Origin of the sequence: Pseudomonas sp. PSB11, assembly GCF_014596605.1 — a bacterium.
Taxonomy (GTDB): domain Bacteria; phylum Pseudomonadota; class Gammaproteobacteria; order Pseudomonadales; family Pseudomonadaceae; genus Aquipseudomonas; species Aquipseudomonas umsongensis.
Genome location: NZ_NOIO01000001.1, coordinates 81,400 through 106,953, shown reverse-complemented (window position 1 = coordinate 106,953; position 25,554 = coordinate 81,400). Strand labels below are relative to the sequence as shown.

At 57.8% G+C, this 25,554-nt stretch carries 23 protein-coding genes; 8 read left to right on the top strand and 15 right to left on the bottom strand.

Annotated features, from left to right (window positions below; genetic code table 11):
* Positions 1–638 precede the first annotated feature (638 nt).
* A complete protein-coding gene (locus CGA21_RS00525; protein ID WP_188263315.1) occupies positions 639–1,967 on the top strand; it encodes an anti-phage deoxyguanosine triphosphatase in 1,329 nt (442 codons plus the stop codon).
* Between the two features lie 105 nt (positions 1,968–2,072).
* Here CGA21_RS00525 and CGA21_RS00520 read toward each other — a convergent pair whose 3' ends face one another.
* The 6 genes from CGA21_RS00520 to glyQ form a co-directional block, all read right to left on the bottom strand.
* On the bottom strand, positions 2,073–2,762 hold the full coding sequence (locus CGA21_RS00520) for a hypothetical protein (protein WP_188263314.1): 690 nt from the start codon (positions 2,760–2,762) through the stop codon (positions 2,073–2,075).
* Positions 2,763–3,005: 243 nt separating this feature from the next.
* Positions 3,006–3,590, bottom strand: a complete 585-nt coding sequence (locus CGA21_RS00515; RefSeq protein ID WP_188263313.1) for a hypothetical protein — start codon at positions 3,588–3,590, stop codon at positions 3,006–3,008.
* Between the two features lie 1,065 nt (positions 3,591–4,655).
* Positions 4,656–5,435, bottom strand: a complete 780-nt coding sequence (locus CGA21_RS00510) for a lysophospholipid acyltransferase family protein (protein WP_110748366.1) — start codon at positions 5,433–5,435, stop codon at positions 4,656–4,658.
* Between the two features lie 66 nt (positions 5,436–5,501).
* Positions 5,502–6,035 (bottom strand): D-glycero-beta-D-manno-heptose 1,7-bisphosphate 7-phosphatase, encoded by a 534-nt coding sequence (gene gmhB, locus CGA21_RS00505; protein WP_110748369.1) that lies wholly within the window; start codon positions 6,033–6,035, stop codon positions 5,502–5,504.
* A 6-nt stretch (positions 6,036–6,041) separates the two neighbouring features.
* Entirely contained in the window at positions 6,042–8,096 is a 2,055-nt protein-coding gene (gene glyS, locus CGA21_RS00500) for a glycine--tRNA ligase subunit beta (protein WP_110748371.1), read from the bottom strand.
* Positions 8,093–9,046: a glycine--tRNA ligase subunit alpha gene (glyQ, locus tag CGA21_RS00495; protein WP_003213601.1), complete on the bottom strand. Its 954-nt coding sequence runs from the start codon at positions 9,044–9,046 to the stop codon at positions 8,093–8,095. The genes glyS and glyQ overlap by 4 nt, the downstream gene beginning before the upstream one ends.
* Before the next feature lie 81 nt (positions 9,047–9,127).
* Between glyQ and tag the strand changes: the two genes are divergently transcribed.
* The gene (gene tag, locus CGA21_RS00490) at positions 9,128–9,685 is read left to right on the top strand and encodes a DNA-3-methyladenine glycosylase I (protein ID WP_033045429.1); all 558 of its coding nucleotides are present in this window, start codon (positions 9,128–9,130) and stop codon (positions 9,683–9,685) included.
* 40 nt (positions 9,686–9,725) lie between these two features.
* The gene (locus CGA21_RS00485) at positions 9,726–10,613 is read left to right on the top strand and encodes a lysophospholipid acyltransferase (protein WP_110748374.1); all 888 of its coding nucleotides are present in this window, start codon (positions 9,726–9,728) and stop codon (positions 10,611–10,613) included.
* A gap of 25 nt (positions 10,614–10,638) precedes the next feature.
* Here the strand turns inward: CGA21_RS00485 and CGA21_RS00480 are convergent, their stop codons facing one another.
* From CGA21_RS00480 to def, 5 genes are all read right to left on the bottom strand, one after another.
* Complete coding sequence (locus CGA21_RS00480; RefSeq protein WP_020797999.1) at positions 10,639–10,953, bottom strand: tetratricopeptide repeat protein; 315 nt, start codon at positions 10,951–10,953, stop codon at positions 10,639–10,641.
* A gap of 117 nt (positions 10,954–11,070) precedes the next feature.
* Positions 11,071–12,444 (bottom strand): Trk system potassium transporter TrkA, encoded by a 1,374-nt coding sequence (trkA, locus tag CGA21_RS00475; RefSeq protein ID WP_020798000.1) that lies wholly within the window; start codon positions 12,442–12,444, stop codon positions 11,071–11,073.
* Positions 12,445–12,466: 22 nt separating this feature from the next.
* The gene (gene rsmB / locus CGA21_RS00470) at positions 12,467–13,777 is read right to left on the bottom strand and encodes a 16S rRNA (cytosine(967)-C(5))-methyltransferase RsmB (RefSeq protein ID WP_110748377.1); all 1,311 of its coding nucleotides are present in this window, start codon (positions 13,775–13,777) and stop codon (positions 12,467–12,469) included.
* Positions 13,774–14,733 (bottom strand): methionyl-tRNA formyltransferase, encoded by a 960-nt coding sequence (fmt, locus tag CGA21_RS00465; protein WP_188263312.1) that lies wholly within the window; start codon positions 14,731–14,733, stop codon positions 13,774–13,776. The genes rsmB and fmt overlap by 4 nt, the downstream gene beginning before the upstream one ends.
* Positions 14,734–14,802: 69 nt before the next feature.
* On the bottom strand, positions 14,803–15,309 hold the full coding sequence (gene def / locus CGA21_RS00460; protein WP_008064647.1) for a peptide deformylase: 507 nt from the start codon (positions 15,307–15,309) through the stop codon (positions 14,803–14,805).
* A gap of 175 nt (positions 15,310–15,484) precedes the next feature.
* On the opposite strand from def, the gene CGA21_RS00455 reads away from it, so the two are divergent.
* The 3 genes from CGA21_RS00455 (at position 15,485) to CGA21_RS00445 (ending at position 18,309) form a co-directional block, all read left to right on the top strand.
* Positions 15,485–16,510 carry a LysM peptidoglycan-binding domain-containing protein gene (locus CGA21_RS00455; RefSeq protein ID WP_188263311.1) on the top strand — a complete coding sequence of 342 codons (1,026 nt, stop codon included), beginning with the start codon at positions 15,485–15,487 and terminating at the stop codon, positions 16,508–16,510.
* A gap of 80 nt (positions 16,511–16,590) precedes the next feature.
* On the top strand, positions 16,591–17,697 hold the full coding sequence (dprA, locus tag CGA21_RS00450; protein WP_110748386.1) for a DNA-processing protein DprA: 1,107 nt from the start codon (positions 16,591–16,593) through the stop codon (positions 17,695–17,697).
* A gap of 54 nt (positions 17,698–17,751) precedes the next feature.
* Positions 17,752–18,309 (top strand): L-threonylcarbamoyladenylate synthase, encoded by a 558-nt coding sequence (locus CGA21_RS00445; RefSeq protein ID WP_020798005.1) that lies wholly within the window; start codon positions 17,752–17,754, stop codon positions 18,307–18,309.
* A gap of 95 nt (positions 18,310–18,404) precedes the next feature.
* Here the strand turns inward: CGA21_RS00445 and CGA21_RS00440 are convergent, their stop codons facing one another.
* Positions 18,405–19,382, bottom strand: coding sequence for an NADPH:quinone reductase (locus CGA21_RS00440; RefSeq protein WP_020798006.1), 978 nt, complete (start codon positions 19,380–19,382; stop codon positions 18,405–18,407).
* A 162-nt stretch (positions 19,383–19,544) separates the two neighbouring features.
* Here CGA21_RS00440 and hemF point away from each other — a divergent pair, with 162 nt between their 5' ends.
* Entirely contained in the window at positions 19,545–20,459 is a 915-nt protein-coding gene (gene hemF, locus CGA21_RS00435; protein WP_188263310.1) for an oxygen-dependent coproporphyrinogen oxidase, read from the top strand.
* Between the two features lie 13 nt (positions 20,460–20,472).
* Entirely contained in the window at positions 20,473–21,294 is an 822-nt protein-coding gene (gene aroE / locus CGA21_RS00430; RefSeq protein WP_110748392.1) for a shikimate dehydrogenase, read from the top strand.
* Between the two features lie 49 nt (positions 21,295–21,343).
* Here the strand turns inward: aroE and CGA21_RS00425 are convergent, their stop codons facing one another.
* From CGA21_RS00425 to betC, 3 genes are all read right to left on the bottom strand, one after another.
* The gene (locus CGA21_RS00425; RefSeq protein WP_188263309.1) at positions 21,344–22,912 is read right to left on the bottom strand and encodes a SulP family inorganic anion transporter; all 1,569 of its coding nucleotides are present in this window, start codon (positions 22,910–22,912) and stop codon (positions 21,344–21,346) included.
* Between the two features lie 165 nt (positions 22,913–23,077).
* Positions 23,078–23,998: a choline ABC transporter substrate-binding protein gene (choX, locus tag CGA21_RS00420; RefSeq protein WP_179054925.1), complete on the bottom strand. Its 921-nt coding sequence runs from the start codon at positions 23,996–23,998 to the stop codon at positions 23,078–23,080.
* 16 nt (positions 23,999–24,014) lie between these two features.
* Positions 24,015–25,529, bottom strand: a complete 1,515-nt coding sequence (betC, locus tag CGA21_RS00415) for a choline-sulfatase (RefSeq protein ID WP_188263308.1) — start codon at positions 25,527–25,529, stop codon at positions 24,015–24,017.
* Positions 25,530–25,554: the final 25 nt, after the last annotated feature.

Sequence of the window (25,554 nt, the reverse complement as noted above, 5' to 3'; positions counted from 1 at the left end):
CTGGTAGCACTTGCCTTTTCCGCCTGGATATCTCATGCGCCAAGCATCGTCAGAAATGACGATGACGTCAAGGCGGAGCGCCGAACGGCCACCATGCGTGGAGTTCGGTTGAGGATTAGTAGTGAAATGTGGATGAACCCCGCAAGAGGCTGAGGCAATTAAAGGCAACGCGCCGTTGGTAGGTTGCCTGGCTACTACAGTCGATGTGCCGCCGGGCGCGGGGCGGACGGTTTGATCGCTCCACTCAACGAGTTCGGACTTGAGGAGGAGTCAGATGGTGGAACTCTATGACCGGGCAAGGATGACGTGGAGTGTTGGCGCTGACGAAAAGCTGCCTTAATAACTGCTGTCTTGCTGAGGGGGTGTGACTCTGGTATTTCAACGGATCATGCTCAGCTTTTGAATAGGGGAGCGTAGGCTAATCTGATACGGAGTAAGTAACTTGCCTGGGGTCGAATATTAATCGGCAGAGTGGAGTGGGGCAATTTCCAATCAACGAGAACAGAGAAGGCTGCTAACCCACGGCGATTTAATTAAGCTGGGTGCTATTGGTAAAATCGAGGCCGGAAAAATCCTCAAATTAGCAATAATGACAGCCGATAATATAAGCGTTCAAATTAACTGACAGGGAAGGTTTTATGGCTGGAAATATTTGGGAAATGCGCCTGTCTGAAGATCCTCGCCGTAGTGGTGAGGTTCGTTCGGAGTGGGAGCGTGATTACGCCCGCCTGATTCACTCATCGGCATTCCGTCGTTTGCAATCAAAAACACAGGTGTTGGGCTTGGGAGAGAGCGATTTTTACCGCACGCGTCTTACCCATTCGATGGAGGTAGCGCAGATTGGTGTCGGGATTGTGCGATGGCTTCAAGACCACCATCAGGATGACGAGGAAATCATAGAGGCTCTGCCGCGTTCAGCGCTCATGAGTTCTATTTGTTTGGCCCATGATATTGGGCACCCTCCTTTTGGGCATGGTGGCGAAGTTGCCTTGAATTTGTGTATGAGAGACTTCGGTGGTTTTGAGGGGAATGGTCAGACATTGCGCATCCTATCAAAATTGGATAAATACACTGCCGATCATGGTTTAAATCCGACTCGCCGCCTTCTTTTAGGCATCCTGAAGTATCCCGCACCGTATAGTGACCTGGTGGGAGCGACTGCGTATGGCCAAGTCCCACCTCAGCGCTGGCTGTGTAAGGCTCAAGAGCAGCACCCTCCAAAGTGTTACCTAGATGATGAGCGTGATGTGGTGGACTGGGTTTTAGCGCCTCTAACTGAAGCGGAAAAAGCTGAATTCACAACATTTAAAGAACACAAGTCTGGTCATAAAAAGCCAATATACAAGGGGCTGGATACGTCGATCATGGAGTTGGCTGATGATATTTCATACAGCCTACATGACTTTGAGGATGCTATCTCTTTAGGAATGATCACCAGAAAATCATGGGATGATCAGAATCAAGATAAAGAGAGTGTTTTCAGTAATTGTGAGCTGAATAGCAATACATTGGCGAAACAGCTGTTCTCAGAAGAAAGTTACGAGCGAAAGAAAGCTATCGGTGGTCTAGTCCACCAATTTATTCTCAAAACAGAGGTAAAGCGATCCAGCATGTCATCAGCGACCACGGCGCTTATCAAGTGGAATGCCTATATGGATCACAATCATAGAGCGTTGTTGGATCATATCTTTGATCTTGTAAAAACAAAGGTAATTAAGACCCCAAATGTTCAGCAGTTGGAATTTAAAGGTCAGAAGCTGGTGATTGAGCTTTTCGATGCTCTTAGCTCTGATCCCGAGCGGCTTTTGCCATCATCTACTCGGAAGCGATATGTCAGCGGAGAAAGTGCCAGTCAAAAAAATCGAGTTATTTGTGACTATATCTCTGGCATGACAGATGAATATGCAACCCGTTTGTACGAAAAGATCTATTACCCTCATAAAGGGTCGATTTTTGACAGGTTGTAAATTCGGTGCGCAGCTAAATTTTGTCTTTTAACAAAACCCCCGCTAGATTTTTTGATCTTTCGGGGCTTTTTTAAAGTGTGTTGAGCATCGACATTGAAATGTCAGTTAGGTCTTTGGATCAAACATTTTAAAGAGACGCTCATCGTCACCGCTCCAGTGAGCCTTGCATTTACATTGCGCTTTGCACCTCCTGCGCTCAATGGGAACATCGATGTTGGCATCTTGCATCGCAAGCCTAAGAGCTCCAACTGCCATGCTATAGATGTTGACGTTCTCATCTGTTTTCAGCTTTGGATCATCCAGGATGATTTTCTTCAGATGCCGACCGAATGGCAGTGATCCACCACAGTGTCGCAATACGATCATCTGATCGAACCTTCCTCTGACGAAATCGTCATTTAGCTCTTCTTTGCCCTGGAACCATCTTTCTTCGTCCGACTTCCCTGCCCATTTTGTCGGATTTTCCTTTGTTACCCAGATTCGGCCTGTCTTGTTTCGATCAATGAGTGCGAGATCGAAGACAAAAAGAACAGGACCATAGGCGTTGGCACGACCTGCTCTCGCATGAATATCTACGGAGTCAAGAAAGACATCAAACCAGATGCTGTATCGCTTATCTACATCGTCAGAGGACTGCGCAGTCTGCGCCAATCCCATACGCTCTACGGTGCCCCGAGACATCAAAGCTTTGCTTCTTAAGAACTGGCAAGCAGTCGCGATACTATTTGCATGATGTAGCTCGTCTACACCTTTTCCTGAAAGCACCTCAAAAACATGCTGAGATGGGATATCCATTGAAATCTACCTTCCTGATAGCCTAATCCAAGGATTCGGTCATACTACTTATCCACAGCTCATCGCGTGCGGCGCTATCCCTTGATACAGTTCGATCTTAGAGCTGTAGGGCCTTGCTAGCAAGTTGACGTATAGCCCAAGCCAGCTGCTGGGCGCCATCCGAGAGGCTTGAACAAGTCCAAATTTGGTTACTGGCCTACTAACCGGTGGCAAGGGAGAAGCCATTTCAAAGAGGTGATAGTCTTAATCATTTTCTGAGAATGAATTTCGTAGCAGAATACGATCTTTAAGCAGTGCCAAAATCTGATCCCGAAACGAGGCTGAGTTAATCTTACTTCCCGTAGCCTTGCCAATCCAGTCGATGCGGTAGCCTGTTTTCTTGTCAAGACGAGCAGCTCTTGCAAGAGCTGCGAAAGCTCCAGCTTTTGGCAAAATTGAGCGTGCATAACGAGCGCCTGAACCAATGGCAACTGAGGTATTTGTAACGTTCTCATACAAGGGGTTTTTCCCATCAAGCCAAACTTTGTAACATGCATCCACAGTAAGGATAAGAAGGCTGGTGTTAATATTTTTCACGGAAAGCGCAGCATCTTGTGCTAGCTGATTCATTACTTGGCTAACCGAAGTACTACGCTGATTCAGTAACATATTTTCGAAGGTGATTAGATACATTGATAGACCTGCGCCGCCAAAAGCTATCAGTTGCGAGCCTTCAAAAAAAGTTTCGATTTCCGGCGAAAAAATCTTTCTTTTATAAGTTGTTTTAAATACGCTTGTGTGTGCTCTGTCGGCTGCAAGCACTTTTTTATCCCAAACAATCGTTGTCAAATGTCTATCCCAATTCAGTTCAGACCATACATGAGATTTATCGTAGCAGTTTTTCTCCTGAAAGCAGAGATCAAAATGGTCGGTGCGATTTTGCGTAAGGAAAATAAATAAGATTTGGTATCAGTCACCAAGCATGGCCTCCATCTTTACCTACAGCAATGAATGTCTTATGACGGTAGCGGCGCAATATATGCCGTTAGCATCATTGGACGAACGAGAATCGGCCTGTCGCGGGGCCTTCGATCTTGATGAATCTATGCCGGCAATACGCCTGGCCCCGAGGCAAAAAATTGGTCGATTACTTGTCTTGGAAGGCAGCACATCACTTAGGATGCATCGATTCAATTTGTTAGTGCGGCGGCCTTTTCGGGGTGATTCAGGGGCAGGTAAAGTAGTCGTGGAAAATTACGATTTTCCTAGATGTGAAAATAAGGAATCCAATGAAATCTGCCAAAATTCTTATTTTTGCCACTCTCAGTACCACCTCTGTCAGTTCCTTTGCGGACACTGCCAATCCTCATTATTGATACCGATACTGAGGGATGTCTAATTTTAGGGTCAGTGGCATGCGCTCTCCACCGGCAAATTTTCGTTTCCTTTCTTTATATACACAAACGCGTTGGATGAATGGCTGAAGGCTGAAGGTTGTAGTGAGCACGCTTTTACTCGGAAGCATCTATTCTGTTAGGCGAGTAGGCTTTTCTCATTTATTTTGAGAATCCCAACGAGCGGACTCACAAAAAAGATGATTTTCCGCCAGCGTTTGTTGGGGCTCCCAGATCGGCTATTTTGTGACCCTACACCCGGTTCAATCGCCAAACAAAAAAGGCCAACGTCGAGCGTTGGCCTTTTTTGTGGCAAAAAATAAATCCTCTGCGAGTGTGAAACACCCACATTACAGGCATAAAAAAACCGGCTATATCAGCCGGTTTTTTTGCGCCCAAAAAAAACTTATGCACGTTTTTCGGTTTTTTTATGGTTTAAGAAATATCTATATAAATCATCAAGTTAGAATCAAAAAACAGCACTTTTCTCACAAACGGTACACAGGTTATCCACAGAACCTCAGACAACCACCTGATCGTTGGCAGCAGGGGCTTGTGGAGCCGGTGGCAGAGAGCCCATTTCCCGCTGCATCTGCTCGTTCCAGGCTTGAACCCGATCGTTCAAATCGGCGATGGCGCGTGGTCCGCTTCCTTCGGCATACATCGGCGCGCCGATGATCACGGTGATGACACCCTGCTTCTTCGCCCAACCGTTTTTTGGCCAGAACTTGCCAGCGTTATGTGCAATCGGCAGCACCGGTAGCTCGGCATTTACGGCCAACGCCGTACCGCCTCGCGAGAATTTGCCGATGGTGCCGTAGGGAACGCGCGTGCCTTCGGGGAAAATCAGCACCCAGACGTTATCCTTGAGCAATTCATCGCCTTTCTTGGCGACGTGCTTGAGTGCCGCTTTCGGGTTGTCCCGATCGATGGCGATCGGGCGCAGCATGGCCATGGCCCAGCCGAAAAAAGGCACGTAGAGCAGTTCGCGCTTGAGGACCTGGCTCAAGGGCTCGAAATAGGCCGAGAGAAAGAAAGTCTCCCAGGTGCTCTGGTGGTTCGACTGAATCACGCAGGGCTGTGCCGGAACATTTTCGGCACCCTTGACTTCGTAGCGAATGCCCAGGAACACCTTGCTCAGCCACAAGGCGCAGCGGCACCAATACACGTTGATGAACCGATAGCGCGCCTTGAACGGCAGAAAGGGCGCGATAAAAAAACTCAGGCTGCACCACAGCAGGGAACTGGTGCCCAGCAGCAGGTAAAAGAGAAATGTTCTGATGGCCTGCAGTATCGACATGGCGACGTTTACCGTTACGGGCACTGCCCGACTGTTCAAGCGCACTCCCGATCTGTCGAAAGCGCTCTAATTGTGGATAAGTTCTGCGGCAATCGCCGCCAGATCGTCGAAAATCAAAGTGCCTGACGGTAGGGTCTTGCCCAAAGTCTTTTCGCCTTTCCCGGTCTTAACTAAAACTGGCTGAGAATCGACGGCTTTGGCGGCTTCCAGGTCACCGAGACTATCGCCGACAAACCATAGATCAGTCAGCGATACGTTGTAATGTGCGGCGATGCTTTTCAACATCCCGGGTTTGGGTTTGCGGCAATCGCAGCCGTCGTCCGGCCCGTGCGGGCAGTAGACGATCAGACCGACTTCACCACCCTGCTCCGCCACCAGTGAGCGCAAGCGCTCGTGCATGGCGTCGAGGGTGGCGAGATCGTAATAGCCGCGAGCGATGCCCGACTGGTTGGTGGCAACCGCCACCGTCCAGCCAGCCTTGCTCAACTGCGCGATGGCTTCGATCGAACCGGGAAGTGGAATCCACTCCTCCACCGACTTGATGTAAGCGTCGGAGTCGTAATTGATCACCCCGTCCCGATCGAGAATCAGCAGTTTCAAACAGTCTTACCCCAGCAACGAGATATCGGCGACGCCGAGGAACAAGCCACGCAGGCGCGCCAGCAGTGCATAACGGTTGGCACGCACATTGGCATCTTCGGCGTTAACCATCACCGCTTCGAAGAACGCATCCACCGGCTCGCGCAATGCAGCCAGGCGAGCCAGCGATTCACTGTACTGACGTGCCGCGGCCATAGGCTGGACAGCCTGGTCAGCCTGCTGGATCGCCGAGTACAGGGAGAACTCGTTGGCATTGTCGAAGTACTTGGCTTCCACCACGGTCGGTACCGAGCCTTCGACCTTGCTCAGCAAGTTCGATACGCGCTTGTTCACCGCCGCCAGGGCCGCCGCTTCCGGCAACTTGCGGAAAGCCTGCACCGCTTGCACGCGCTGGTCGAAGTCCAGGGCCGAACCCGGGTTCAAGGCACGAACCGACAGGTAGGTGGCCACATCGACGCCTTCATCCTCATAACGAGCACGCAGACGGTCGAAGATGAATTCCAGTACCGCATCGTTGAGGCCGGCAGCCTTGACCTTGGCACCGAACGCATTCACGGCGAACGCCACGGCGTCGTTCAGGTCCAGATCCAGTTGTTTCTCGATCAGGATACGCAGCACACCCAGGGCGGCACGGCGCAGGGCGTAGGGGTCTTTGCTACCGGTTGGCAGCATGCCGATCCCGAAAATCCCCACGAGGGTGTCGAGCTTGTCGGCGATGGCCACGGCCGCACCGGTCAGGGTGGCAGGCAATTCGGCACCGGCACCGCGCGGCATGTATTGCTCGTTCAGGGCCAGGGCGACATCTTCCGGCTCGCCGTCATTGAGGGCGTAGTAGTAGCCGGCGACACCTTGCATCTCCGGGAACTCGCCGACCATTTCGGTGGCCAGGTCGCATTTTGACAGCAAGCCTGCGCGAGCGGCCCACGAAGCGTTGCCGCCGATGCGCGCAGCGATGTAGGCGGCGAGCTTGGAAACGCGCTCGGCTTTGTCGTAGACGCTGCCGAGTTTTTCCTGGAACACCACGTTCTGCAGACGCTGGTTGAATTCTTCGAGCTTCTGCTTCTTGTCTTGCTTGAAGAAGAACTCGGCGTCGGTCAGGCGTGGGCGAACCACTTTTTCGTTACCGGCGATGATCTGCTGCGGGTCTTTGCTTTCGATGTTGGCCACGGTAATGAAACGTGGCAGCAACTTGCCTTCAGCATCCAGCAGGCAGAAGTACTTCTGGTTGTCCTGCATGGTGGTGATCAGCGCTTCTTGCGGCACGTCGAGGAAACGCTCCTCGAACGAGCACACCAGCGGCACCGGCCATTCGACCAGCGCGGTCACTTCATCGAGCAAGGCTGGTGGAACGATCGCCGTGCCTTCCTGGCGGGTGGCCAGCTCTTCGGTGCGCTTGCTGATGATGTCGCGACGCTCGTTGGCGTCGGCCAGCACGTAAGCGGCACGCAGGTCGGCCAGGTAGCTGGACGGCGAACCGATGCGCACGCTTTCTGGATGGTGGAAGCGGTGACCACGGGAATCGCGGCCGGACTTCTGGGCAAGGATGGTGCAATCGATGACCTGGTCGCCGAGCAGCATCACCAGCCATTGAGTCGGACGCACGAATTCTTCCTTGCGCGCACCCCAACGCATGCGTTTAGGGATCGGCAGGTCGTTCAGCGAATCTTCGACGATGGTCGGCAGCAGGCTCGCGGTCGGCTTGCCGGCAATGCTCTGGCTATAACGCAGTTTCGGACCGCTCTGATCGATTTCGCTCAGGTCGACCCCGCATTTCTTGGCAAAGCCCAGTGCCGCTTGAGTCGGGTTGCCTTCGGCATCGAACGCGGCCTGGCGTGGCGGGCCATCGAGGTTGATGCTGCGATCCGGCTGCTGGGTGGCCAGCGAGGTGATCAGCACCGCCAGACGGCGTGGCGCGGCGTATACGGTTTTGGTCTCGTAGTTCAGGCCGGCAGCTTGCAGGCCCTTGTCGATACCGGCAAGGAATGCCTCGGCCAGGGTGTTCAGGGCCTTGGGTGGCAGTTCTTCAGTGCCCAATTCAACCAGAAAATCCAGAGCACTCATTGTGCAGCCTCCAGCTTGGCCAGTACTTCGTCACGCAGGTCCGGGGTCGCCATCGGGAAGCCCAGCTTGGCGCGAGCCAGCAGGTAGGCTTGCGCAACGGAACGCGCCAGGGTGCGAACACGCAGGATGTATTGCTGACGCGCAGTCACGGAAATCGCCCGGCGCGCATCCAGCAGGTTGAAGGTGTGGGAGGCCTTCAACACCATTTCGTAGCTCGGCAACGGCAGCGGCTGGTCGAGTTCGATCAGGCGCTTGGCTTCGCTTTCGTAGAAATCGAACAGTTCGAACAGCTTCTCGACGTTGGCGTGTTCAAAGTTGTAGGTCGACTGCTCCACTTCGTTCTGGTGGAACACGTCGCCGTAGGTCACTTTGCCGAACGGACCGTCAGCCCAGACCAGGTCATAGACCGAATCCACGCCTTGCAGGTACATGGCCAGGCGCTCGAGGCCGTAAGTGATCTCGCCGGTCACGGGGTAGCATTCGATGCCGCCCGCTTGCTGGAAGTAGGTGAACTGGGTCACTTCCATGCCGTTGAGCCAGACTTCCCAGCCCAGACCCCAGGCGCCGAGGGTCGGCGATTCCCAGTTGTCTTCGACGAACCGAATGTCATGCACCAATGGGTCCAGGCCCACGTGCTTGAGGGAGCCCAGGTACAGTTCCTGGAAGTTGTCCGGGTTCGGCTTGAGCACCACCTGGAACTGGTAGTAGTGCTGCAGACGGTTCGGGTTTTCGCCGTAGCGGCCGTCAGTCGGGCGACGACTTGGCTGTACATAAGCGGCGTTCCAGGTTTCCGGGCCAATGGCGCGCAGGAATGTAGCGGTGTGGAAAGTGCCGGCGCCTACTTCCATATCGTAGGGCTGAAGTACCACACAACCTTGCTCGGCCCAGTATTGCTGGAGGGCGAGGATCAAGTCTTGGAAGGTACGCACGGCTGGCGTAGGCTGGCTCACGAAATTCACCTGTTTCTTGGGCTGCGATTTAAAGAGCGGGAGTATACCCGATTCGTTGCTGCGCACGCCCCCTGGAGCCCTATGCCACGCTGCTTTTGGTGTACCGAAGATCCGCTGTACATGGCCTATCACGATCAGGAGTGGGGCACGCCGCTACGCGATGCGCAGGCATTGTTCGAGTTGCTTTTGCTCGAAGGGTTCCAGGCCGGCCTTTCCTGGATCACCGTGCTGCGCAAGCGCGAGCATTATCGCCGGGTGATGTACGGCTTCGACGTCCAGCGCGTGGCGCAGATGAGCGACGCGGAAATCGATGAACTGATGCTCGACCCGGGGATCATCCGCAATCGCCTCAAGCTTAACGCGGCCCGACGCAATGCCCAGGCCTGGATGGCACTGGAGGATCCGGTGGCGTTTCTCTGGTCCTTTGTCGGCGGTGTGCCGAAGATCAATCATTTCAAGGATCGCAGCGAAGTGCCGGCGATCACACCCGAGGCAGTGGAGATGAGCAAAGGCTTGAAAAAGGCCGGGTTCACCTTCGTTGGCCCGACCATTTGCTACGCACTGATGCAGGCATCGGGCATGGTCATGGACCACACCCGCGATTGCGATCGCTACGCGATGCTGGTCAACGGCGGTTAGAATGGCCGCCTCGCGCACAGCACAAGATCAGGAGTGACCTGTGGATAAGTTGAAAGGCGCCTTGCTGGTAGGCGCTCTGCGGCTGTTTGCCCTGCTTCCGTGGCGGGCCGTTCAAGCCGTGGGCTCGGCGATAGGCTGGGTCATGTGGAAAACCCCGAACCGTTCCCGCGATGTGGTGCGGATCAATTTGTCCAAGTGCTTTCCCGACATGGACCCCGCCGAGCGTGAGCACCTGGTGGGCCAGAGCTTGCGGGACATTGGCAAGTCCCTGACTGAAAGCGCCTGTGCCTGGATCTGGCCGGCCCAGCGCTCCATCGACCTGGTCCGCGAGGTGGAAGGCCTCGACGTATTGAAAGACGCCCTCGCCTCCGGCAAAGGCGTGGTGGGTATTACCAGTCACCTGGGCAACTGGGAAGTGCTCAACCACTTCTACTGCAGCCAGTGCAAACCGATCATTTTCTATCGCCCGCCAAAATTGAAGGCGGTGGATGAGTTGCTGCAAAAGCAACGGGTTCAACTGGGCAACAAGGTGGCCGCTTCCACCAAGGAAGGCATCCTCAGCGTGATCAAGGAAGTGCGCAGAGGGGGTGCGGTGGGTATTCCAGCCGACCCGGAACCGGCCGAATCCGCGGGGATCTTCGTGCCGTTCTTCGCCGTACAGGCGCTGACCAGCAAGTTTGTGCCGAACATGCTCGCCGGTGGCAAAGCGGTGGGCGTGTTCCTGCATGCGTTGCGGTTGCCGGACGGTTCGGGCTACAAGGTGATCCTGGAAGCCGCGCCCGAGGCCATGTACAGCACCGATACCGCCACTTCTTGCGCAGCCATGAGCCAGGTCGTCGAGCGCTATGTGAGGGCGTATCCGAGCCAGTACATGTGGAGCATGAAGCGCTTCAAGAAGCGTCCTGCGGGTGAAGAACGCTGGTACTGAACCGGATGGCTTGCGCTATCTGCAGTCAGTGCGCCTGACGGTCGAGTTTCTTCAGAAACACTGTCATTTCTTTTTCGGCCTGTTTGTCGCCGTGGTTTCGGGCGGCTTCCAGGCCTTTCTCCCAGGCTTGTCGCGCAGCCGCGACATCCGCCAGCGCCAGATGAGCCTTGCCTAACAGCTTCCAGGCGGCCGAGTACTTCGGATCGATCTCAACGCAACGCTGGAAATGCTCGACGGCCTTGGCGTTTTCCCCGAGATCCAGGTAACCCTTGCCCAGGCCGAAGCGCAGCAATGAGTTATCCACACCCTTGGCGAGCATTTTTTCCAGGGATTCGATCATGGAATAAACTCCGAATAGGTGTCGTTTTCGATATCGCCTTCGCCGGCAAGCCGGCTCCTACAGGTTATGCGCGATCCTCTGTAGGAGCTGGCTTGCCAGCGAAGGCGTCCTAAAGGTTCAGAAGAAGCTCAACCCGACGTGGAACAGCTTTTCCACATCGCGAATATGCTTTTTATCCACAAGGAACAGGATCACATGGTCACCGGCGGCGATCACGGTGTCATCGTGCGCGATAATGACCTCTTCATCGCGAATAATCGCACCAATCGTCGTGCCCGGTGGCAAGCCGATGTTTTCGATGGCCTTGCCGATCACCTTGCTCGATTTCGCGTCGCCGTGGGCAATGGCCTCGATGGCTTCCGCAGCGCCGCGGCGCAGTGAGTGCACGCTGACGATATCGCCGCGCCGCACGTGTGCCAGCAAGGTGCCGATGGTTGCCAGTTGCGGGCTGATGGCGATGTCGATGTCGCCGCCCTGGATCAGGTCGACGTAGGCCGGGTTATTGATGATGGTCATCACCTTCTTCGCCCCCAGGCGCTTGGCCAGCAGCGACGACATGATGTTGGCCTCGTCGTCGTTGGTCAGGGCCAGGAAGATGTCCGCGTCGGCGATGTTCTCTTCCAGCAGCAGGTCACGGTCCGAGGCGCTGCCCTGCAACACCACGGTGCTGTCGAGGGTGTCCGAGAGATGCCGGCAGCGTGCCGGGTTCATCTCGATGATCTTCACTTGGTAACGGCTTTCAATGGCTTCGGCCAGGCGTTCGCCGATTTGCCCGCCACCGGCGATGACGATGCGCTTGTAGGTCTCGTCGAGACGGCGCATTTCACTCATGACCGCGCGAATATTCGCCCGGGCGGCGATGAAAAATACTTCGTCATCCGCTTCGATCACCGTATCGCCCTGGGGCAGGATCGGTCGGTCGCGACGGAAAATGGCGGCCACGCGGGTTTCGACATTCGGCATGTGTTCACGCAGCTGGCGCAGTTGCTGACCCACCAGCGGCCCGCCGTAATAGGCCCGCACCGCAACCAACTGCGCCTTGCCCTCGGCGAAGTCGATCACCTGCAAGGCGCCCGGATGCTGGATCAGGCGCTTGATGTAGTTGGTGACCACTTGCTCGGGGCTGATCAGCACATCCACCGGGATCGCTTCGTTGTCGAACAATTCGTTGCGGGTCAGGTACGCCGCTTCACGCACGCGGGCGATCTTGGTCGGTGTATGAAACAGGGTATGGGCAACCTGGCAGGCCACCATATTGGTTTCATCGCTGCTGGTCACGGCGACCAGCATGTCGGCATCATCGGCGCCAGCCTGGCGCAGAATACTGGGCAGCGAACCGCGGCCTTGTACCGTACGGATATCCAGCCGGTCGCCGAGGTCACGCAGGCGTTCGCCATCGGTGTCGACCACGGTAATGTCATTCGCTTCGCTTGCCAGGTGCTCCGCCAGCGAACCGCCGACCTGCCCCGCTCCGAGGATGATGATTTTCATCCAGTCACTCCGTTGAATCCGTTTAGCCGCGTGCGGCGGCGATCTTGATCAGCTTTGCGTAATAGAACCCGTCGTGGCCGCCTTCCTGGGCGAGCAGTTGCCGACCATGGGGCTGCTTGATCCCGGCCGTCGTGGCCAAGTCCAGTTCGCGGGCACCCGGGGTGCGAGCGAGGAAGGCCTCGATCACTTCGGTGTTTTCGGTCGGCAGCGTGGAACAGGTGGCATAGAGCAGAATGCCGCCGACTTCCAGTGTCATCCACAGGGCGTCCAGCAATTCTCCTTGCAGCAACGCCAACGCGGCGATGTCATCGGCCTGGCGCGTCAGCTTGATGTCCGGGTGGCGGCGAATCACGCCGGTGGCCGAGCACGGTGCATCGAGGAGGATGCGCTGGAAGGGCTTGCCGTCCCACCAGGTGGCGGTGTCGCGGCCGTCGGCGGCGATCAGTTCGGCGCTCAATTTCAGGCGTTCGAGGTTCTCGCGCACCCGCACCAGGCGTTTGGCTTCAAGGTCCACGGCGACGACGCCGGCCAGTTTGGGTTCGGCTTCGAGGATATGGCAGGTCTTGCCGCCGGGTGCACAGCAAGCGTCGAGCACGCGTTGGCCCGGCGCCAGGTCCAGCAAATCGGCAGCCAGTTGTGCCGCTTCGTCCTGCACGCTGATCCACCCTTCGGCGAAGCCTGGCAGGCTGCGCACGTCGGCGGCTGCATCGAGGATGATGCCGTCGCGGCTGTAAACGCATGCATTGGCGGCGATACCCGCTTCACTGAGCAGGCCAAGGTAGGCCTCACGGCTGTGATGGCGGCGGTTGACCCGTAGGATCATGGGTGGGTGCGCGTTATTCGCCTTGCAAATGGCTTCCCACTGTTCGGGCCAAAAAGCTTTGAGCGACTTTTGCAGCCAGCGCGGGTGAGCGGTACGCACTACGGGGTCGTGCTCCAGCTCGCTCAACAGGGTTTCGCTTTCCCGTTGCGCGCGGCGCAGTACGGCATTGAGCAAGGCCTTGGCCCAAGGTTTTTTCAGCTTGTCGGCGCAACCCACGGTTTCGCCGATCGCGGCGTGGGGAGGGACTCGGGTGTAGAGCAGTTGGTAGAGGCCCACCAGCAAGAGCGCTTCAACATCGGCGTCGGCAGCCTTGAACGGTTTCTGCAGCAGCTTGGCCGCCAGCGCCGATAAGCGCGGCTGCCAGCGAGCGGTGCCAAACGCCAGATCCTGGGTGAAACCGCGATCACGGTCTTCGACTTTGTCCAGTTGTGTCGGCAATGAACTGTTGAGCGAAGCTTTGCCGCTCAGGACAGCGGCGAGTGCCTTGGCGGCGGCCAAACGCGGGTTCATTGAGCGTCCACCGCTTGACCGAGGACGGTGCCGATGGCGAATTTCTCACGACGGCTGTTGAACAGGTCGCTGAAGTTCAGCGCCTTGCCACCGGGCAATTGCAGGCGGGTCAGGCACAGGGCCTGCTGACCGCAGGCAACGATCAGCCCGTCTTTGCTGGCAGCAAGAATTTCACCCGCTGTCCCCTGCCCTTCGGCCACGTTCGCCGCCAGCACTTTCAGCGCTTCGCCGTTCAGTGTGCTGTGGGTGATCGGCCAAGGATTGAAAGCGCGAACCAGACGCTCCAGCTCAACTGCTGGCCGCGTCCAGTCGATGCGCGCCTCATCCTTGTTCAATTTGTGTGCGTAGGTGGCCAGGCTGTCGTCCTGCACTTCACCTTCCAGCGTACCGGCGGCGAGGCCGGCAATCGCCTGGAGCACGGCGGGCGGACCCATTTCGGCCAGACGGTCGTGCAGGCTGCCACCGGTATCCTGGGCGCTGATCGGCGTGATGACTTTGAGCAGCATCGGCCCGGTGTCGAGGCCGGCTTCCATGCGCATCACCGTCACGCCGCTTTCGCTGTCACCGGCTTCGACGGCACGCTGGATCGGCGCCGCACCGCGCCAGCGAGGCAGCAGGGAAGCGTGGCTATTGATGCAACCCAAGCGCGGAATATCCAGTATCACTTGCGGCAGGATCAGGCCGTAGGCAACCACCACCATCAAGTCCGGCTTCAGTGCGGCCAATTCGGCCTGGGCGTCGGCATTGCGCAAGGTCGGGGGTTGCAATACCGCAATATTGTTTTCAAGGGCGAGTTGCTTGACCGGGCTCGGCATCAGCTTTTGCCCACGCCCCGCCGGACGATCCGGCTGTGTGTAGACCGCAACGATCTCGTAAGGGCTGTCGAGCAGGGCCTTGAGGTGTTCGGCGGCGAATTCCGGGGTGCCGGCAAAGACAATGCGCAGTGGCTCAGTCATGAAAGCTCTCGATTACAAAGCATCTTGAAAAGAAAAAGGCTTGCCGCGGCAAGCCTTTGAAGAGGGGCATCAAGCGTTCTGGCGATGAAGTTTTTCCAGTTTCTTCTTGATACGGTCACGTTTGAGCGTGGACAGGTAGTCGACGAACAATTTGCCGTTGAGGTGGTCGCATTCGTGCTGGATGCAAACGGCGAGCAGGCCTTCGGCGATCAGTTCGTATGGCTGGCCATCGCGGTCCAGGGCCTTGACCTTGACCTTTTGCGGGCGATCGACGTTTTCGTAGAAACCCGGCACCGAGAGGCAGCCTTCCTGGTATTGCTCCATCTCGTCGGTCAGGGGCTCGAACTCGGGGTTGATGAACACCCGTGGTTCGGTGCGGTCTTCGGAGAGGTCCATCACGACGATACGTTTGTGCACGTTGACCTGGGTCGCGGCGAGGCCGATGCCTGGCGCTTCATACATTGTTTCAAACATATCATCGACCAGCTGACGCACTTCGTCGTCCACTACGGTCACTGTCTTGGCGATCGTACGCAGGCGCGGGTCAGGGAATTCGAGGATGTTTAAAATGGCCATAAGCTCTGATTACTGCACGTGTGAAGTAAAGTCGGGTCGATGGCCTGGCTGCTCCAGAGAAGATGCAGGCTACCGTTGTAAAACGTAGCTCCCTTCTTTTCATAAGCAAGCGGGGAGCGAGCCACCGAGGGCTCTGGCGTTTCACGCGAACATACATAATAAAGGGATTCATCGCATGAGGAAATCACTACTCGCCCTGCTCCTTCTGGCCTCGGCAGGTTTTGCGCATGGGCAAGTGCAACTTCGGGAAGGGTTTCCACAGCAGTACACCGTCGCCGCGGGCGACACACTTTGGGACATATCGGGTAAGTACCTGCGTGAGCCCTGGCAGTGGCCGCAACTCTGGCAGGTCAATCCACAGGTTGAAAACCCGAACCTCATCTACCCCGGGGATACGCTATCGCTGGTCTACCTCAACGGCCAACCACGACTGACCCTCACCCGCGGCACCTCGCGAGGCACCATTAAGCTTTCGCCACGGGTGCGCAGCAGCCCTGTGGCCGACGCCATATCGAGTATCCCGCTGAAATCGATCAACAGCTTTTTGCTGAGTAACCGCATCGTCGACAACGCCGAGGATTTCGACAAGGCGCCTTATATCGTTGCCGGTGATGCCGAACGCGTACTCAGTGGCACCGGCGACCGTATCTTCGCCCGCGGCCTCGTCGACCCGGCTCAACCGGTGTATGGCATTTTTCGTCAGGGCAAGGTCTACACCGATCCGCAGACCCAGGAATTCCTGGGCATCAACGCCGATGACATAGGCGGTGGTGAGATTGTCGCCACTGAAGGTGACGTCGCGACGCTGGTGCTGCAACGCACCACCCAGGAGGTGCGTCTCGGCGACCGCCTGTTCAGCGGCGAAGAACGGTCGATCAATTCGACGTTCATGCCCAGCGCTCCCCACACCCAGGTCAATGGCCTGATCATCGATGTACCGCGCGGGGTCACGCAGATCGGTGCGCTGGACGTAGTCACCTTGAACAAGGGAAAACGCGATGGCCTGGCCGAAGGGAATGTCCTGGTAGTGATGAAAACCGGTGAAACCGTGCGTGACCGGATCACCGGACAGCCATTGAAAATTCCGGATGAACGCGCCGGTCTTCTGATGGTTTTTCGCACCTACGACAAGCTCAGCTACGGACTGGTGCTGAAGGCCTCGCGTTCTTTGGCGGTGCTGGACAAGGTGCAGAATCCTTAGCGAACTTCACAAGTTACCAACAGAGTTATCCACAGCTTATTCCCATTTCGATGGGGGCTCATAACGATCAAGGATGATCCATGTCGATACCCGCTGTTTCATCGGTTTCCCCTGCGGAGCTGGAAGCACGTTTACGTCTGCACCGATTACCGGAACTTGGTCCGGCGCGTTTCCGGAAATTGCTGGAAGCCTTCGGTTCGGCGTCCAAAGCCATCAGTGCGCCCACCAGTGCGTGGCGAGCGTTGGGCTTGCCGCAGGTGTGTGGCGAGGCCCGGCGCGCCCCTGAAATTCGTGACGGAGCCAGCCACGCATTGGCCTGGATAGAGCGTCAGGACCAGCATTTACTGATGTGGGACCAGCCCGACTACCCGGCGCTGCTGGCGCAAATCAGCGACGCGCCACCGTTGTTGTTCGTGGCGGGCGATCCACAGATCCTGGAAAAACCGCAGTTGGCGATGGTCGGCAGTCGTCGTGCTTCACGGCCAGGCATGGACACCGCTGCCGCGTTTTCTCGCAGCCTGGCGGGTGCCGGGTTTGTCATTACCAGCGGTCTGGCCTTGGGGATCGATGCAGCCGCGCACCAGGCGGCACTGGATGTTGGCGGGCGAACGGTCGGGGTACTTGGCACGGGCCTCGAAAATTTTTATCCACAGCGTAATCGGCGCCTGGCGGACGCAATGATCGCATCGGGCAGCGCGGTGCTCTCGGAGTTTCCGCTGGACGCCGCTCCGAGCGCCAGCAACTTCCCCCGACGCAACCGGATCATCAGCGGTTTGTCCCTCGGCGTGCTGGTGGTTGAAGCCAGTGTTGCCAGTGGTTCGTTGATCACGGCCAGGCTGGCGGCGGAACAGGGGCGCGAGGTGTATGCGATTCCAGGGTCGATTCATCATCCCGGTGCTCGCGGTTGCCATCAGTTGATCCGCGACGGCGCCGTGCTGGTGGAAACCATCGAGCATATCCTCGAAGCCTTGCGCGGCTGGCAGCAGCTACCGTTTTCAACAGAAACACTCGCGACCGTAACGAGTCATCCGCTACTTGTACTGCTCCACGCGGCCCCCCACACCAGTGAAGCACTGGCCGATGCCAGCGGTTGGACCTTGCCCAAGGTCCTGGCAACGTTGACGGAACTGGAAATGGATGGCCGCGCAGTCTGCGAAAACGGGCGCTGGTTTGCGCGGGTAAGCTAGGTTTTACGAGGAAGATCGGTAAACTGCGCAGAGCCTTATTCTGGAGAATTTTTCATGGTCAACAGTTGGCGTGTGCAGCAAGCCGCACGAGCAATTCGCGCAGGGGCGGTGATTGCCTACCCAACCGAAGCTGTCTGGGGTCTGGGTTGCGACCCGTGGGATGAAGAGGCAGTGGATCGTTTGCTGCTGATCAAGGGGCGGTCCGTGGACAAGGGCCTGATACTGGTGGCCGACAATATCCGCCAGTTCGACTTCCTCTTTGACGATTTTCCCGAGCTGTGGATGGATCGCATGGCCAGCACCTGGCCGGGGCCGAACACCTGGTTGGTGCCGCATCAGAACATGCTGCCGCAGTGGATTACCGGCGTGCATGAAACGGTGGCGCTGCGGGTCAGCGATCACCCGCAGGTGCGGGAATTGTGCGCACTGGTCGGGCCGTTGGTGTCGACGTCCGCCAACCCCCAGGGCCGGCCGGCAGCGCGCACGCGGATTCGCGTGGAGCAGTATTTCCGTGGTCAGGTTGATCTGGTGTTGGGTGGGAACCTGGGTGGGCGCAAGAACCCGAGTGTTATCCGGGATCTGGCGACCGGGCATGTTGTGCGCCCGGACTGATACCGCGTCATCGTTCTTCGCTGGCAAGCCAGCTCCTACAGGGTTCTGTGATCGACACAAAACCTGTAGGAGCTGGCTTGCCAGCGAAGGCGTCCTCAAGGCAACAGAATGACCGATCCGGTCGTACGCCGCGCGGACAACTCTGTCTGCGCCTTCGCTGCGTCCGCCAATGGATAACGCTGGCTGATATCCACCTTCACTTTGCCGCTGATGATCATCTCGAACAGTTCATCGGCCATACGCTGCAGGTTTTCCGCGTTATTGGCGTAGGTCGCCAGCGTCGGCCGAGTGACGTACAACGAGCCTTTCCCCGCCAGAATCCCCAGGTTCACCCCGTCCACCGCCCCGGACGCATTGCCGAAGCTCACGACCAGCCCACGGGGCGCCGCGCAGTCCAGAGAGGTCAGCCAAGTGTCCTTGCCGACGCCGTCGTACACCACCGGGACCTTTTTGCCGTCAGTCAATTCCAGTACGCGTTGCGCGACGTTTTCATGGCTGTAGTCGATGGTCGCCCAGGCACCATTGGCCTTGGCCAGCGCGGCTTTCTGCGCCGAGCTCACGGTGCCGATCAACTTTACGCCCAAGGCCTTGGCCCATTGGCAGGCCAGGGAACCGACGCCACCGGCAGCGGCGTGGAACAGGATGGTCTCGCCACCCTTGAGTTCATAGGTCTGGCGCAGAAGGTACTGCACGGTCAGGCCCTTGAGCATCACACCCGCAGCCTGCTCGAAGCTGATGGCGTCCGGAAGGTGTACCAGGTTGGCCTCGGGCAAGACGTGGACCTCGCTGTAGGCACCCAACGGGCCACTGCCGTAAGCCACGCGATCGCCGACCTTGAATCGGGTCACTTCGCTACCGACCGCTTCGACAACGCCCGCGCCTTCCGAACCGACCCCCGATGGCAGAGCCGGTGGCGGATAAAGGCCGCTGCGGTAATAGGTGTCGATGAAGTTCAGGCCGATGGCCTTGTTGGTCACGCGGACCTGCTGCGGGCCGGGCTCGGAGGGCTGATAATCGACATACTCAAGCACTTCGGGGCCACCGTGGGCACGGAACTGGATACGCTTTGCCATCTGCACTCTCCTGAGATTGTTTTACCAAGCGACCTATGGGACTGCGAAGCGTGATCTGCGTCAACTGCGACGAGCGCTTCGGCGGTGGTATGCTACGCGCCCATTTGCGCAGGCTGGCTCCTGTGGAGCGCCGCGTAGCTTTGCCCGATCCAAGGTGATGCCATGACTACCCGCACCGAGGCCGTTAAAGCCTACCTGCTCGATCTGCAAGACCGTATTTGCGCTGCCCTGGAGGCCGAAGACGGCGGTACGCGCTTCGTCGAAGACGCCTGGACCCGGCCTGCCGGCGGTGGCGGACGCACCCGAGTGGTCGAAAATGGCGCGGTCATCGAAAAAGGCGGCGTCAACTTTTCCCACGTCTTCGGCAGCGGTTTGCCACCGTCGGCCAGTGCCCACCGGCCGGAACTGGCCGGACGCGGTTTCGAGGCCCTGGGTGTATCGCTGGTGATCCACCCGCACAACCCGCATGTACCGACTTCCCACGCCAACGTGCGGTTTTTCATCGCCGAAAAAGAAGGTGAAGAGCCGGTCTGGTGGTTTGGCGGCGGCTTCGACCTGACACCGTACTACGGCAATGAAGAAGATTGCGTGCACTGGCACCGCGTCGCCGAACAGGCCTGTGCGCCTTTCGGTGCGGACGTCTACCCGCGTTACAAGGCCTGGTGCGACAGCTACTTCCACATCAAGCATCGCCACGAACCGCGGGGAATCGGCGGCTTGTTTTTCGATGACCTGAATGAGTGGGATTTCGACACCAGCTTCGCGTTCATGCGTGCTATCGGTGACGCCTACATCGAGGCGTACCTGCCCATCGTGCAGCGCCGCAAAAACGACGCCTATACCGCCAAGCAGCGGGAGTTCCAGGAGTACCGTCGTGGGCGTTACGTCGAATTCAACCTGGTCTACGACCGTGGCACCTTGTTCGGGCTGCAATCGGGCGGTCGCACCGAGTCGATTCTCATGTCGCTGCCGCCGCAAGTCCGCTGGGGTTACGACTGGAAAGCCGAGCCTGGCAGCGAAGAAGCGCGCCTGACTGAGTATTTCCTGCAAGATCGCGATTGGTTGGCCAAGGCCTGAACGAGGAATCCAGATGGACCGTTACGTCGTATTCGGTAACCCGATTGGCCACAGCAAATCGCCGTTGATTCATCGTCTGTTCGCCGAGCAGACCGGGCAGAAACTCGACTACAGCACTTCACTGGCGCCCCTCGATGATTTTTCGAGCTGTGCCCGGGCGTTTTTCCTCGAAGGCCGTGGTGCGAATGTGACAGTGCCATTCAAGGAAGAGGCTTATCGCCTGGCCGACAACCTCACGGCGCGGGCACAGCGGGCCGGCGCGGTGAACACACTGAGCAAGCTGGAAGATGGCAGTTTGCTGGGCGATAACACCGACGGTGCTGGCCTGGTACGGGACCTGACGGTCAATGCCGGGTTCAGCCTCAAGGGCAAGCGCATCCTGCTGCTCGGTGCCGGTGGCGCAGTGCGCGGTGCGCTGGAGCCGTTGTTGGCTGAGCAGCCAGCGTCGGTGGTCATCGCCAACCGTACGGTGGACAAAGCCGAGTTGCTGGCCGAACTGTTCTGCGATCTGGGCCCGGTATCGGCCAGTGGTTATGACTGGCTGCAAGAGTCGGTAGACCTGATCATCAATGCGACGTCCGCGAGTTTGTCGGGCGATGTGCCGCCGATTGCCGCCAGCCTGATCGAACCGGGCAAGACGGTGTGCTACGACATGATGTACGGCAAGGAGCCGACCTCGTTTTGCCGTTGGGCCAGCGAGCATGGCGCGGCGGTGTCGATGGATGGGCTGGGGATGTTGGCCGAGCAGGCGGCGGAAGCCTTCTTCCTGTGGCGCGGGGTCCGACCGGATACCGCGCCGGTGTTGGCCGAGCTTCGTCGGCAACTGGCTGCGTAAGCCCCCCTGTAGGAGCGAGCAGGCTCGCTCCTACACGTATCAGGTTGTTTCAGTCTTCAAACCGGATCGGGCATTTCTCTGCCCCTTCCAGCTTCCTCAATTCATCCACCACCTGCGGCCGAGCCCGGCGCAGGGTCAGGCTGCGGTCCTGGCGCAGTAACCGCCGTGCTTCCTGATGCAGCATCTCAACCCCTGAATAGTCGATGAAGTTGATCTGCTGCGCCTCGATCACCACGCGTGCACCCTGCATTCGCTGCAGGCGAACTTGCAGGTAGTGGCTTGCGCCGAAAAAGATCGAGCCCCCGACCCGCAGAATGTCTTCATCGCCGTCACGCAAATGCTGCACCCTTGGTTGCGAGGTGCGCTTGAGGTAAAAGAACAGCGATGCCAGCACCCCGGCATAGATCGCTGTCTGCAGTTCCAACAGCAGCGTGGCGACACAGGTCAGGCCCATGACCACGAACTCGGCGCGGCTGACCCGTAGCAACGCCCGAATGCCACGATGGTCCACCAGGCCCCAGGCGATCAGCAAAATACTGCCGGCCATGGCCGGGATGGGAATGCGTGCGATCAGACTGGCACCGAAAACGGCGAACAACGCTACCCACAAAGCCGAAAAGACTCCCGCCAACGGCGAACAGGCCCCCGCTTCGTAGCTCAGGCCTGAACGGGTGAAGGAGCCGGCCGACAGCGAACCGGAAAAAAACGCGCCGACAATATTGGACAAGCCTTGGGCGCGGACTTCCTGATTGGCGTCGAGCAACTGTTGCGAGCGCGCCGACAGCGAACGGGCAATCGACAGGCTGGTGACCAGCCCGAGCATTCCGACCGCCACGGCACTGGGCAACAGGCGCAGGATCAGGTCGAGGTCCAACGGCAATGGGCTAAAAGGCGGTAGCTTACCGGTGAAGGCGCTCACCAACTTTACGTGACCGAACATGGAGGGCCAGAGCCAGACCAGCACGGCAGCCAGCACCAGGGTAATCAGCAGCGTCGGCCAGCGCGGCAAGCACAGCTTGAGGATCAAGCCGACCGCCACGGTGGCCAATCCGAGAATGAGCGAAGGTTTATCCACTTCACCCAGGTGTGCGGTCAGTGTGATGAAACTGTCCAGTGCGGTGGCTTGGCTGGGCAGCTCCAGCCCCAGCAAGTTGGGCAACTGGCCGACGGCAATGACCACCGCCGCGCCAAGGGTGAAGCCAAGCACCACCGAATGAGAGACGAAATTGACCAGCGCACCAAAGCGCAGCAACCCCAGCAGCCACTGGAAAATCCCTGCCAGAAGGGTCAGCAACAGGATCACGGTGACGTAGTCCTGCGTTGCAGGAATGGCCAGGGGACTGACGCTGGCGTACAGGACGATGGAAATGGCCGCCGTCGGACCGCAGATCAAATGCCACGACGAGCCCCACAGGCAAGCGATCAACACCGGGATGATCGCCGCATACAAGCCGTATTCCGGTGGGAGGCCGGCAATCAGCGCGTAGGCGATGGATTGCGGCAACGCGAGAATCGCGCCACTGAGGCCGACGATCAGGTCACGACCGACGCTGGCGCGGGTTTGCCTGGGTAACCATGTGAGGAATGGGAAGAGTGAATGGCGGCTGGGAAGGGCCATGGGTCCTCTCGGATTGGGTTTTGCACAAGGGTATCAGGACGATGCAATCCATGTGGCGAGGGGATTTATCCCCGTTCGGCTGCGAAGCAGTCGTTAATTAATTGCATGCTTTGGGGCCGCTTCGCGGCCCAGCGGGGATAAATCCCCTCGCCACAGGTCGGGTGGTCAGAGCTTGGCTTTCACTGCCGGCAACGCATCTTTGCCATCCACGGTCTTCACGCCATCGAGCCACTTGTCCAGCACTGCCGGGTTGGCCTTGATCCACGCCTTGGCCGCATCGGCATTGCTGACTTTCTTGTTCACCACCTCGGCCATGATGCTGTTCTCCATCTCCTGGGTGAAGCTCAGGTTGGTGAGCAGCTTGCCGACGTTCGGGCAGGCCTGTGCATAACCTTTGCGGGTCAGGGTGTGGACGCTGCCGGTGTCGCCAAAGTACTTCTCGCCACCCTTCAGGTAATGCATTTTCAGCTGCACATTCATTGGGTGCGGCGTCCAGCCGAGGAAGGTCACGAACTTCTGTTTCTTCACCGCGCGGGACACTTCCGCAAGCATGGCCTGCTCGCTGGATTCGATCAGTTTCCACTGACCCATGTCGAAATCATTTTTCTTGATGATCTCTTGCAGCGAAATGTTCGCCGGTGCGCCAGACCCGATGCCATAGATCTTGTGGTCGAACTTGTCGGCGTATTTGTTCAGGTCGGCAAAGTTATGCACACCCGCGTCCCAGACGTAATCCGGGACAGCGAGGGTGAACTCGGTGCCGTCGAGGTTCTTCGCCAGTTGCGTGACGTCCCCGGTGGCGACGAACTTGTCGTAGAAACCCTGCTGCGCCGGCATCCAGTTGCCGAGGAAAACATCCACCTGGCCATCCTTGAGCCCGCCAAAGGTAATCGGCACCGCGAGGGTGTCGACCTTGGCCTTGTAGCCCATGCCGTCCAGCAGAAACCCGGTGATCGCGTTGGTTGCGGCGATATCGCTCCAGCCAGGGTCGGCCATTTTCACCGTCTCGCAACTTTGATCGGCATACACCGATGCACTGCCCAGGGCCAGAAGTCCGACCGTCAGTACTGTGGATAACCTTTGCATGGACTTCCCCTTAACATTATTGGTTTTGGCAGGGTTGTGGATAACGTGCTTTGCGCTCCAGATCGTCGAGGTCGATGTGATTGCGCATGTATTGCTGACTGGCATCAACCAGTGGCTGGTGATCCCAGCTCTTCAGCTTGCCGATGGTCAGGGCATCGGCGACGAAACGCCGGCGCCGCTGGCTCGCGAGCACCTGTTGATGGATGGCTGGAATGTCCCATTTGGCGCGAGCTTCGGCGAGAAAATCGTCGAAAATTTGACGATGTTGCGGCGATTGGCTGAGTTCTTCCAGTTCTCGCGGGTCATTGACTACATCGAAGAGCAGACAGGGGTCATCTTCACTGTAGATGAACTTGTAAGCGCCACGACGAATCATCATCAATGGACTGATAGTGCCTTCGGCCATGTATTCGCCGAACACTTCATCGTGTCCGCCCTGCCCTCGCAGATGCGCAACCAGCGAACGGCCATCGAGCGGCAAGCCCGGATCCAGAGTGCCGCCGGCCAGTTCCACAAAGGTCGGCAACAGGTCGGCGGTGGATACCGATGCACTGACCCGGCCGGCGCCGAATTGCCCTGGAGCACTTATCAACAGGGGGACACGAGCGGCCATCTCATACCAGTGCATTTTGTACCAGAGGCCCCGTTCGCCGAGCATGTCACCGTGATCGCCGGAAAATACGATGATGGTGTCATCGATCAGCCCGGTATCCTCAAGGGTTTGCAGGAGTTTGCCGACGTTGCTGTCGATATAGCTGCATGCACCGAAGTAGGCACGGCGAGCGTCGCGGATTTTATCCACAGGCAGCGGTTTGTCCCACAGGTCATAGACCTTGAGCAATCGCTGGGCGTGTGGATCGAGGTCGTGTTGATCCGGTGTTGCCGGCAACGGAATGTCAGCGTCGTCGTACAGGTCCCAGAAGGCCTTGGGAATTGTGTAGGGATCGTGGGGGTGAGTCATCGAGACCGTCAGGCAAAACGGCTGGTCGCCATCCTCGCGAATGTGGTCGAACAGGTACTGCTGCGCCTTGAACACCACCTCTTCATCGAAATCCAGTTGGTTGGTGCGCACGCAGGGGCCTGCCTGCAGCACCGAGGACATGTTGTGGTACCAGGTCGGACGCACATCCGGTGCGTCCCAATTCACCGCCCAACCGTAATCGGCCGGGTAGATATCGCTGGTCAGGCGCTCTTCATAACCGTGCAGTTGGTCCGGACCACAGAAATGCATCTTGCCTGACAGCGCGGTGCGGTAGCCTAGGCGCCGCAGGTAATGGGCATAAGTCGGCACATCGGCGGGGAAATCCGCTGCGTTGTCATAGGCACCGATCTTGCTCGGCAGCTGACCGCTGACCAGGGTGAAGCGCGAAGGTGCGCACAGCGGGCTGTTGCAATAAGCGCTGTCGAATACCACGCCCTCGGCGGCGAGGCGGCTCAGATTAGGCAATTTGATAGGCGAAGGGCCGTAGAACGGCAACATTGGCGCGGCCATTTGATCGGCCATGATGAAAAGAATGTTCTTGCGCTTCATGTGATCGCGGCATTCCATAGTGGAT

What these genes read in the sequence shown, in the direction of transcription:
- CGA21_RS00520 (WP_188263314.1), bottom strand. Translation starts at nt 2,762, where the DNA reads ATGGATATCCCATCTCAGCATGTTTTTGAGGTGCTTTCAGGAAAAGGT.
- tag (WP_033045429.1), top strand. Translation starts at nt 9,128, where the DNA reads ATGCCACGCTGCTTTTGGTGTACCGAAGATCCGCTGTACATGGCCTAT.
- rsmB (WP_110748377.1), bottom strand. Translation starts at nt 13,777, where the DNA reads ATGAACCCGCGTTTGGCCGCCGCCAAGGCACTCGCCGCTGTCCTGAGC.
- aroE (WP_110748392.1), top strand. Translation starts at nt 20,473, where the DNA reads ATGGACCGTTACGTCGTATTCGGTAACCCGATTGGCCACAGCAAATCG.
- glyS (WP_110748371.1), bottom strand. Translation starts at nt 8,096, where the DNA reads ATGAGTGCTCTGGATTTTCTGGTTGAATTGGGCACTGAAGAACTGCCA.
- CGA21_RS00445 (WP_020798005.1), top strand. Translation starts at nt 17,752, where the DNA reads ATGGTCAACAGTTGGCGTGTGCAGCAAGCCGCACGAGCAATTCGCGCA.
- choX (WP_179054925.1), bottom strand. Translation starts at nt 23,998, where the DNA reads ATGCAAAGGTTATCCACAGTACTGACGGTCGGACTTCTGGCCCTGGGC.
- trkA (WP_020798000.1), bottom strand. Translation starts at nt 12,444, where the DNA reads ATGAAAATCATCATCCTCGGAGCGGGGCAGGTCGGCGGTTCGCTGGCG.
- CGA21_RS00425 (WP_188263309.1), bottom strand. Translation starts at nt 22,912, where the DNA reads ATGGCCCTTCCCAGCCGCCATTCACTCTTCCCATTCCTCACATGGTTA.
- CGA21_RS00455 (WP_188263311.1), top strand. Translation starts at nt 15,485, where the DNA reads ATGAGGAAATCACTACTCGCCCTGCTCCTTCTGGCCTCGGCAGGTTTT.
- hemF (WP_188263310.1), top strand. Translation starts at nt 19,545, where the DNA reads ATGACTACCCGCACCGAGGCCGTTAAAGCCTACCTGCTCGATCTGCAA.
- CGA21_RS00525 (WP_188263315.1), top strand. Translation starts at nt 639, where the DNA reads ATGGCTGGAAATATTTGGGAAATGCGCCTGTCTGAAGATCCTCGCCGT.
- dprA (WP_110748386.1), top strand. Translation starts at nt 16,591, where the DNA reads ATGTCGATACCCGCTGTTTCATCGGTTTCCCCTGCGGAGCTGGAAGCA.
- def (WP_008064647.1), bottom strand. Translation starts at nt 15,309, where the DNA reads ATGGCCATTTTAAACATCCTCGAATTCCCTGACCCGCGCCTGCGTACG.
- CGA21_RS00440 (WP_020798006.1), bottom strand. Translation starts at nt 19,382, where the DNA reads ATGGCAAAGCGTATCCAGTTCCGTGCCCACGGTGGCCCCGAAGTGCTT.
- CGA21_RS00510 (WP_110748366.1), bottom strand. Translation starts at nt 5,435, where the DNA reads ATGTCGATACTGCAGGCCATCAGAACATTTCTCTTTTACCTGCTGCTG.
- betC (WP_188263308.1), bottom strand. Translation starts at nt 25,529, where the DNA reads ATGAAGCGCAAGAACATTCTTTTCATCATGGCCGATCAAATGGCCGCG.
- CGA21_RS00480 (WP_020797999.1), bottom strand. Translation starts at nt 10,953, where the DNA reads ATGATCGAATCCCTGGAAAAAATGCTCGCCAAGGGTGTGGATAACTCA.
- fmt (WP_188263312.1), bottom strand. Translation starts at nt 14,733, where the DNA reads ATGACTGAGCCACTGCGCATTGTCTTTGCCGGCACCCCGGAATTCGCC.